We start from the raw sequence: 8349 nt of genomic DNA, 5'->3' as shown, positions 1-8349 counted from the left end.
TTTTAAATTGTCCAACTTCAGTATCTGAAAATAGACCCGAAACTTTCTCATTATTGTAAGAAATGTTATCGCCTTCAAAAGAATTGACTAGATCACTAATCTCACTTTCAGAGATGGCGTATTTGTCTTTAATATTTTTGTTTGCCCTTTGCAAATTGTCTTTAACCGCTGCATTGAAAGCAAAACTGCTACTATATGACTGATCGGTCATTTCATTCAAGTCTCGCTTTACCAGAGCTCGCTCACTTTCTTTAGAAATGGCTTTCTCAAGAGTCTCATCAGTTATTTTATAATTACTGATGAATAGGAGGGAGATTAATAAGGCAGACCCAAATAGAAGAAATGCGATACCTGTTTTTTGAATAATGCTCATCGTGGTTTATTAAAAAATACCTAATACTTTAATTCTTTTCTTTATAGAAATTTTCGCCTCAGGAAATGCCTGTAAATACGCTTGTTTAATAGATGACTCATGCTTTTTGAAAAACTCAGGGTCGAAATTCGCCTCTTCGAGATTGTCGATGACATGGTCTAAGCTCACCTTGGTTTTGAGCCATTGATCAAAAACCTCATGTCTTAGTCGTATTCCAAATGTATTGATCCCTTTGAAAGTTTTATCTCTGCTATCCATCACACAATGTATGGCTATGTCTTCTGTGTCATGCTTCCAGAAGAAATCGGCCTCGTTTTCTTTCAGTTCACCCCACACACGGCCATAGGTTTGATATTCGATATCAAAAAATTTAGCAGAATTGAACCAATGACCAGGAGTATAGGCAGTTTTATTACCGGTGATTGTTTGTGCCACTGTCTCACCCATCATACGGCCAGTATACCAAACTTGCTCAATAGGCCCACGACCAGGAACAGGCTCTTTTCGTTGTGCACAGTCTCCGATCGCATATACATCAGGTGAGTTGGTTTGGAGGTACTCGTTTACGATTATTCCTTTGTCTACTTCTATATCAGAAGCTTTGGCTAAATCTATGTTTGGGTGCACCCCGGGTGTAAGTCCTAAAAACTGACAGGGGATTTCTTCACCATCAGCAGTTACAATGGCCCTTACCCGACCATTTTCGTCTGATAAGATCTCTTTGAGGTCGGTTTTTAATCTAAGATCGATGCCATGTTTTTTTATGTGTTGGCCAATCATTTTGGCTTCCTCATCTGGTAGTACATTATTCCAGAACGCTTTCTCTCTTACCAAAAAAGTGGTGGGTATATGCCTCGAGTGTAGCATTTCTGCTAATTCTACACCGATGAGTCCACCACCCACTATAGCTGCTCGCTCGATATTTTTAGTATATTTTTCGATGTACTCTAGGTCTTGCAAAGACACCATACCTGAGACACCTTCGAGGTCTTGTCCAGGCCAGCCAAATTTGTTGGGTTGAGCTCCCGTAGCCAGAATTAGCTTATCATAGTTTAGTGGCTCACCATTTTTTAGCACTATAGATTTCTTCTCTGTATCTACTCGCTCTACATAATCATGCACGAGATTAATATTGTTCTTCTCCCAAAACCAGTCTTCGTAGGGTTTGGTGTGCTCATATTTCATATGGCCCATATAAATGTACATCAATGCTGTGCGTGACCAGAAGTGCTCAGATTCTGCTGATATGACTGTTATTTCAAAATCACTGTTTTTTCGGATGTGTCGGGCGGCTGTTATACCCGCTATTCCGTTTCCTATGATGGCCACATGTTGCATAAATGATCTATTTTCCTGTTAAGATGGGGTTTTTATACGGGTTTCGGCTGTCAATCATTTGACAAATCAATGTTTCTGTCTGCATATTCTGGTATATCACAAATTAGCGTTTGTCTTGATGTAATTCAAATTCAGTGTAGAGCGTAGTTCTCAGCATTTGCACTATGCTACTACATATTAGTGAGTCTTTTGTTAAATATTAAATCGAGATCAGTATAAATCGCATCTCTATTCAATCGTTTGCGATCCATCTATTCCCCGACTTGGGGAATGCTCAGGCCTAAAAGCGAGGTATCAGCTACCCACTTTTTTTGTGATGTTGCGTTTAAGTCATTTAAGAGGTGATTCCTCTTTCTGGTATAATCTTAGTTTTCTGTTTTTCTCCAACAACAAGAAAACGCCATGCAATTAAATTCTATCTCAAATCAAACACAGACCTTAACACAAAGCGGAGTAATTGACACAATCGGTAATACACCGCTGATAAAACTTGATAAACTCTCTAAGGATAAGCCATATACTCTTTTTGGTAAGTTAGAATCGGCCAACCCAGGGGGTAGCATAAAAGACCGCACTGCCAAACAGCTAATAGAAAATGCGATGCGCTTAGGATATTTGCATACTGGAGGTACTGTGATTGAGTCTAGTTCGGGTAATCTTGCTGTTGGCCTGGCTCAGGTCTGCAAATACTATGAAGTAAATCTTATCGTGGTTGTAGATCCTAAAATCAATCAGCAAACACTTAAAATATTAAAAGCATACGGAGCTCAAATCGATTACGTAAGAAAGGCTTGCCCTAAAGAAGGTTTTCTAGGTGCCAGACTTAATCGCGTAAAAGAACTGCTTGACAAACACCCTGGCAGCTTTTGGCCAAACCAATACGGAAATTTTGAAAATCCGAAGGCACATGAGCAAACTATGCGTGAAATAGTAAAATCATTAGAGGCGGCCCCAGACTACTTATTTGTAGCAACAAGCACGTGTGGTACACTCATGGGCTGCGCGCAATATATCAAAGACAATGGGCTACCAACCAAGCTGATTGCAGTAGATGCCAAAGGAAGTGTATTATTTAATAGACCTGCAGGTGATAGAGAAATACCGGGCCATGGAGCCAGTAGACCTTCTCAATTGCTAAACTGTGAGTATGTAGATGACGTAATACATGTAGACGATATGGATTGTGTTAGAGGCTGTCACTTGTTGTTGGATACCGAAGCGCTCATGTGCGGAGGATCTTCTGGTGCAATTGTATCTGCGATAGAAAAATACAGTGATAATTTACCGTTCGGCTCTGTATGTGCAGCTATACTTTGCGACAAAGGTGAGCGTTATTTAGACACAATTTATAACTGGCAATGGGTAGCCATGCTAAAAACAAAACAGCGACTGCAATCTGCTAATTAAAAATTTATGCATGAGGAGGCAATTTACAAAGTTGCAATTATAGGAGGCGGACCAAAGGGTTTGTATGGGCTTGAGCGACTAATGGCTCAAATTGTACATCAACAAATACAAACCCCGGTTCAGATTTACATATTTAATAAAACCCCACATTTTGGCTCTGGGGAGGTATATCGGCCCGACCAACCCAATTATTTATTGATGAATTACATCAATGAAAAAATTAATATGTGGTCGGAAGATTTACCAAAGCCAATCGTACCACAACCCTTGCCCTATAGCAAGTGGTTAGAAAAAAATTACCCGGAATATCCTGAAAATATCTACACAGGTTACTCATCCAGAGGTTTGGTAGGTAAATATTTGCAAGACGGATTTCATGAGATAAAGCTTCATAAACCATCACACATTCAAATATTTACACACCCGGCCGAAGTGATCGATGTGGAGCAATCTGGAGATTTTTATACGCTTACTGGTGAATACTCGGATGGGAGTAAGATAAACGTAAACCGAGTAAACCAATTGTTATTGACTACCGGCCACGGGTCTGTAAATGCGCATAAAGTGAGTATCGATAATTATACTGACTTTGTTTATCCTGTAGAAGAGCGATTGAGTCACATTGAGGAAGGGTCTCAAGTACTTATCAAAGGTATGGGGCTCACATTTATTGATTGTGCTCTGGCACTCACTGAGGGTAGAGGGGGCCTTTTTCAAATAGTAGATGAGGCACGATTTAAATATATGCCAAGTGGTGAAGAGCCTAAAAGCTTACTGGCGTATTCCAAGTCCGGTATACCTATGTTTCCCAGAAATGGGTCGGGTGGCGATAGTAAAAAGCTGCTTTTCTTCAGCGATCTAAAACTTGAAGAATTGTCAGAGAAGAAAAGTCTTGATTTTGAAAGAGATTTGATGCCTTTGATCATTGCGGAGATAAAATATAATTACTATAAGGTCTTATTCAAGCAATATAATTACAAAGCAAGTGAGCCAATGAGTGTTGAGGCTCTCAACTATGAAATTGATTGTTTTCACGATCATCACTCGGAGTTAGAAAAATTTTCTGTAAATCAACTCTTTGATCCTTTGGAAGAGCACAGCCATAATGCCATGGTTGATTATTTGAAAATGACGGTAGAAGAGGCGCTAAAAGGAGAGAAAAAAAGCCCTATGGCTGCTGCAGCGGCCACCTGGCGCAAATTGAGCCAAACTATCAATGATTTATACTGTTTTGGCGGGTTTCACCCTGCCTCTCACGAGCAATTTGTCTCGCAGTATCACGGTAAATTTAATCGTATAGCTTACGGGCCACCGGTAGAAAATGTAAAGAAGATTATCGCATTGGCAGATGCAGGGATTGTTAGCTTCAGTCACTCTTATCAACCAGAGATTGTTTTCTCAAAAGATGAAGAATGCTGGATAATAGTAAATAATGAAGGAGAGACTGCCGAGGCGTATTACCATATAGATGCACGGATTCCGAAAATTGATTTAGAAAAATCAGCCTCCAGATTATACAAAAGCCTGCTAAATCATGGTATTGCACGCCCCTACGTAAATCAATCTGACGATGGGACCTCTTTCGCTCCCGGATGTATTGACCTCGACAAACAAGGCCGACCAATTGGTGTTAAAAACCAAGTGGCTTATCGCATTACGCTCGCAGGTACACCTACAGAAGGGCTAACTTATGATAATGATACCCTCTCTCGTACACGAAATGATTTCGTAACCGACTGGGCCAGGCGTGTAGTAGATGATATACGCACAAATACCAAAACAAGTACATATGCCGTTGCTACCTAAACTTACACCAAAAAAGTCGACCTGGATGACTGAACTCGGAAAGCATGAGCTTTTGGAGGAGGTAATAGAACAGTTTGGCTCACCGGTAAATATTCATCATCTGCCGAGTTTTGGAAGTAATATAAAATCATTTGAAAATGAGCTCGAAAAACGAGAGCTAAAACATAAAATTCTATTTGCCCGCAAAGCCAATAAATGTCAGGGGTTCGTTGTTGAGTCACACAAGCTGAATCAGGGTGTAGATACTGCCAGTTATAACGAACTGAAGGAGTGCATAGCCTTAGGTGTTGACCCCTCTCAATTGGTGGTAACAGCGGCTATTAAAGAAGAGAGGTTACTTAGGTTAGCCATTCAAAACGAGATTTTGCTTATCCTGGATAATGAAGACGAGTTCATTCAGGTACAGAAAATAGCTAACGAACTGCACACTGATGCGAGAATAGGAATTAGGGTAAGTGGTTTTACCCACGAGGACCAAAAGCTATACAGCAGGTTTGGCTTTGATATAGAAATAGTCGAGTCGTTCATTTGCAACAACCTTACTTCTAATAAATATTCTGCCCTCTCATATGAAGGATTACATTTTCATTTAAATGGCTACTCTATTAGTCAGAGAGGAGTGGCTTTAAATGCATGCGTGGCCCTGGCCGATCGTTTGAAAGAAAAAGGTTATACCACCCATTTTATAGATATAGGAGGCGGATTTTTGGTAAACTACTTAGAAAGTCAACAGGAGTGGGAAGCATTTGACGAGCAATTAAGGAAGGCTGTAAAAGGTGAAAGAGATGAGATCACTCATGGTAATAACGGGCTCGGTTATGAGCTTTTGGAGGGTGAGCTGATCGGCCGATTGAATACCTACCCTTACTATAATGAAGTAAACAAAAGTAATTTCATGGCTCAGGTGCTCGATTACAAAGCAGAGGGTGAAAAGTCTAATGCCCAATTGTTACGAGAAAAAGGCATTGAGATTAGAATGGAGCCGGGGCGGTCTCTTTTAGATCAAATTGGGATGACGGTAGCTAGGGTCGCTTTTAGAAAACAAGATAGTAAAGGAGATTGGCTGGTCGGATTAGAAATGAACATGACGCAAATGCGCAGTTCCAGTACCGACTTCTTACTCGACCCGGATGTTATTTTTAAGGAAAAGCCAGCAACCAATGATGAAGTGGAGGTGTATTTTACCGGGGCTTATTGCTTAGAGCAAGATATTTTACTCAAAAGAAAATTGTCACTCAGCAAGTTACCAGACATTGGAGACTTCGTAATGTTTATAAACACAGCAGGTTACATGATGCATTTCTACGAGTCCGAGGCCCATCTATTTGATCTGGCTACCAATGTATTTTATGAAAAAACCGGGGACCGACCAGCGTTGGTAGATTTTGCCAGAGACGCGCATGTGCAGCAGCTGGTATAGTTGGAATCTATACGTGAGTTATTGAAATAACTTGATCAGGTGTATGATTAAGTCATTAAGGGTATCATGTGTGGTGTCCTCATTTTTGAGATGCCAACTCAAATTACCTCCATTCTTTATTTCAATACGTATTTCGGCATTTTCATCCAGATCAAAGCCATTTCTTTCCAGAGCATTTTTGGTCCAGAGAAAATTGTGACCATCACCCATAAGATGGACTTTATACCCTAATGATTTCTTTTCAAGAGTACCTGTTTTTAGGTCGTAACCTTTCAACTTAAAAACTTCATCAATCGCTCCGTTGAGTACGAGGTCTTCTGGTATGTCCTCTCTTATAGGTTGCTTTTCTCCTGCCAACCATAACTTATCTGCCGTTTGTAAAGCCAGGTCTAACTCATGTGTGGCCATTATGATCGTTTTATTGGCATCTTTGGCCAGGTCTTTCAATAGATTGACAATCGCTACGCGATTATTAAGATCGAGGTGTGCTGTTGGTTCGTCCAAGATCAGAATTGGTGTGTCCTGTGCCAGTGCTCGTGCAATCATCACCTTCTGCAGCTGCCCGTCACTTAGTTCAAATACCTTTTTGTGGACAAATTTTTCTATCCCGGTTTGGGCAATGGAGCGATCAATAATCTGCTGATCTTCTGTGTTAATTTTTATGTTCCAGCCGAGATAGGGATATCTCCCGAGAGCCACGAGTTCGTAGGCATTGAGATTTCCAGCATTAATTTGCTCAGTAAGTACAAGGCTAATTTCTTTAGCGAGTTGCGATGGCGAGATGTCATTTAGATTGGTCTCTCTAATATTGATATTCCCTTCAATAGGTTTTTGCAATGAGCAAACCGTCCTCAATAAAGTTGACTTACCTACGCCATTGGGTCCCATAAAGCATATCAATTCTCCCGAATAAGCCTTCAGGTGAATATTTTCAATAACTCGATTTATTGACTTTCCTTTAAAATAACCTACGGTAAGGTTATCAAGGCTTAGGGTAATATCGTGATCCGCTCTTATCAAGTAAAAGTATTTTTCATGCTGCCTTTATGCAAAATAATCCAAATGACGACTGGCGCACCAAGAAGCGAGGTTATGGCATTTATAGGCAAAATATTCTGACTGCCTGGTACCTGTGAAATGATATCACAAATGAGCATTATAATCACCCCTGTAAGCGCAACAGCGGGTATCAAAATTTTATGATCTGACGTATCAAATAGTAGCCTCGTCAGGTGCGGTACGGCAAGGCCAATAAAGGCTATTGGTCCACAAAAGGCAGTGATTGAGCCCGCCAACAAGCTTGTGCTTATGATAATTAATAATCTGCTGCGCTTAATATTTACACCCATGCTTCTCGCATAATTTTCACTTAATAGAAATGCATTTAGGGGTTTTATGAGAAATGCAGCAAGCAGAAGACCAGCCATAATAATTGTACCCAATACGGTAAGTTCATTAGTGCTCAGTCCGCCAAGACTACCGAATGTCCAGAAAAGATAAAGTTGAATTTCATCTCCCGTACTGAAATATTGGAGGAGGCTAACGATAGCACCTGTTAGGCTGCCAAACATGAGGCCGATGATGAGTAAGGTCATGCTATCTCTCACTCTCACTGAAACGGCCACAACCAGCAAAAGAACTAAGCCGGAACCTGCACTTGCAGCACCTACGACTAACCAATTACCAAGGTCAGATATAAAGAAAGAGGAGGTAATGACACTGCCCGAAAGCATTAATAAAGCCACGCCAAGACTTGCTCCCGAGCTGATTCCTAATACAAACGGACCGGCCAGTGGGTTTCTAAATAGGGTCTGCATCTGAAGACCACTAATCGCCAAACCCGCCCCTACAGCGATAGCAGTTGCAGCTCGCGGAAGCCTAAATTTTAGGATAATATTCTTCCAGCTGGTCTTCTGAGTTTCATCACCCAAGAGTATGCTTACTACATCATCTATTGGAATAAGTACACTTCCTAACGAAATATCGAGCAGGAACAATACTAAAC

Annotated in this window: 6 protein-coding genes and 1 pseudogene; 3 read left to right on the top strand and 4 right to left on the bottom strand. The window is 40.7% G+C overall.

Annotated features, from left to right (window positions below; genetic code table 11):
• A pseudogene (locus tag E1176_RS10320) lies at positions 1 to 373 on the bottom strand (hypothetical protein); the annotation flags it as partial.
• Positions 374 to 382: 9 nt separating this feature from the next.
• Complete coding sequence (locus E1176_RS10315) at positions 383 to 1711, bottom strand: NAD(P)/FAD-dependent oxidoreductase (RefSeq protein ID WP_155210529.1); 1329 nt, start codon at positions 1709 to 1711, stop codon at positions 383 to 385.
• Between the two features lie 402 nt (positions 1712 to 2113).
• Between E1176_RS10315 and sbnA the strand changes: the two genes are divergently transcribed.
• Genes sbnA through E1176_RS10300 form a run of 3 tightly spaced genes read left to right on the top strand, consistent with a single transcriptional unit; the run spans position 2114 to position 6344 of the window.
• Positions 2114 to 3118, top strand: a complete 1005-nt coding sequence (gene sbnA, locus E1176_RS10310) for a 2,3-diaminopropionate biosynthesis protein SbnA (protein WP_155210528.1) — start codon at positions 2114 to 2116, stop codon at positions 3116 to 3118.
• Positions 3119 to 3124: 6 nt separating this feature from the next.
• Positions 3125 to 4924 (top strand): FAD/NAD(P)-binding protein, encoded by a 1800-nt coding sequence (locus tag E1176_RS10305; RefSeq protein WP_155210527.1) that lies wholly within the window; start codon positions 3125 to 3127, stop codon positions 4922 to 4924.
• A complete protein-coding gene (locus tag E1176_RS10300) occupies positions 4875 to 6344 on the top strand; it encodes a type III PLP-dependent enzyme domain-containing protein (RefSeq protein ID WP_246205997.1) in 1470 nt (489 codons plus the stop codon). The genes E1176_RS10305 and E1176_RS10300 overlap by 50 nt, the downstream gene beginning before the upstream one ends.
• An 18-nt stretch (positions 6345 to 6362) precedes the next feature.
• Here E1176_RS10300 and E1176_RS10295 read toward each other — a convergent pair whose 3' ends face one another.
• Positions 6363 to 7364: an ABC transporter ATP-binding protein gene (locus tag E1176_RS10295; protein ID WP_155210526.1), complete on the bottom strand. Its 1002-nt coding sequence runs from the start codon at positions 7362 to 7364 to the stop codon at positions 6363 to 6365.
• Positions 7361 to 8349 (bottom strand): iron ABC transporter permease (locus tag E1176_RS10290; RefSeq protein WP_155210525.1); only part of this gene is annotated, 989 nt, incomplete at its 5' end. The genes E1176_RS10295 and E1176_RS10290, both read right to left, overlap by 4 nt.

Source organism: Fulvivirga aurantia, assembly GCF_009711475.1.
GTDB lineage: Bacteria > Bacteroidota > Bacteroidia > Cytophagales > Cyclobacteriaceae > Fulvivirga > Fulvivirga aurantia.
This window is presented reverse-complemented; position numbering and strand designations above follow the sequence as displayed.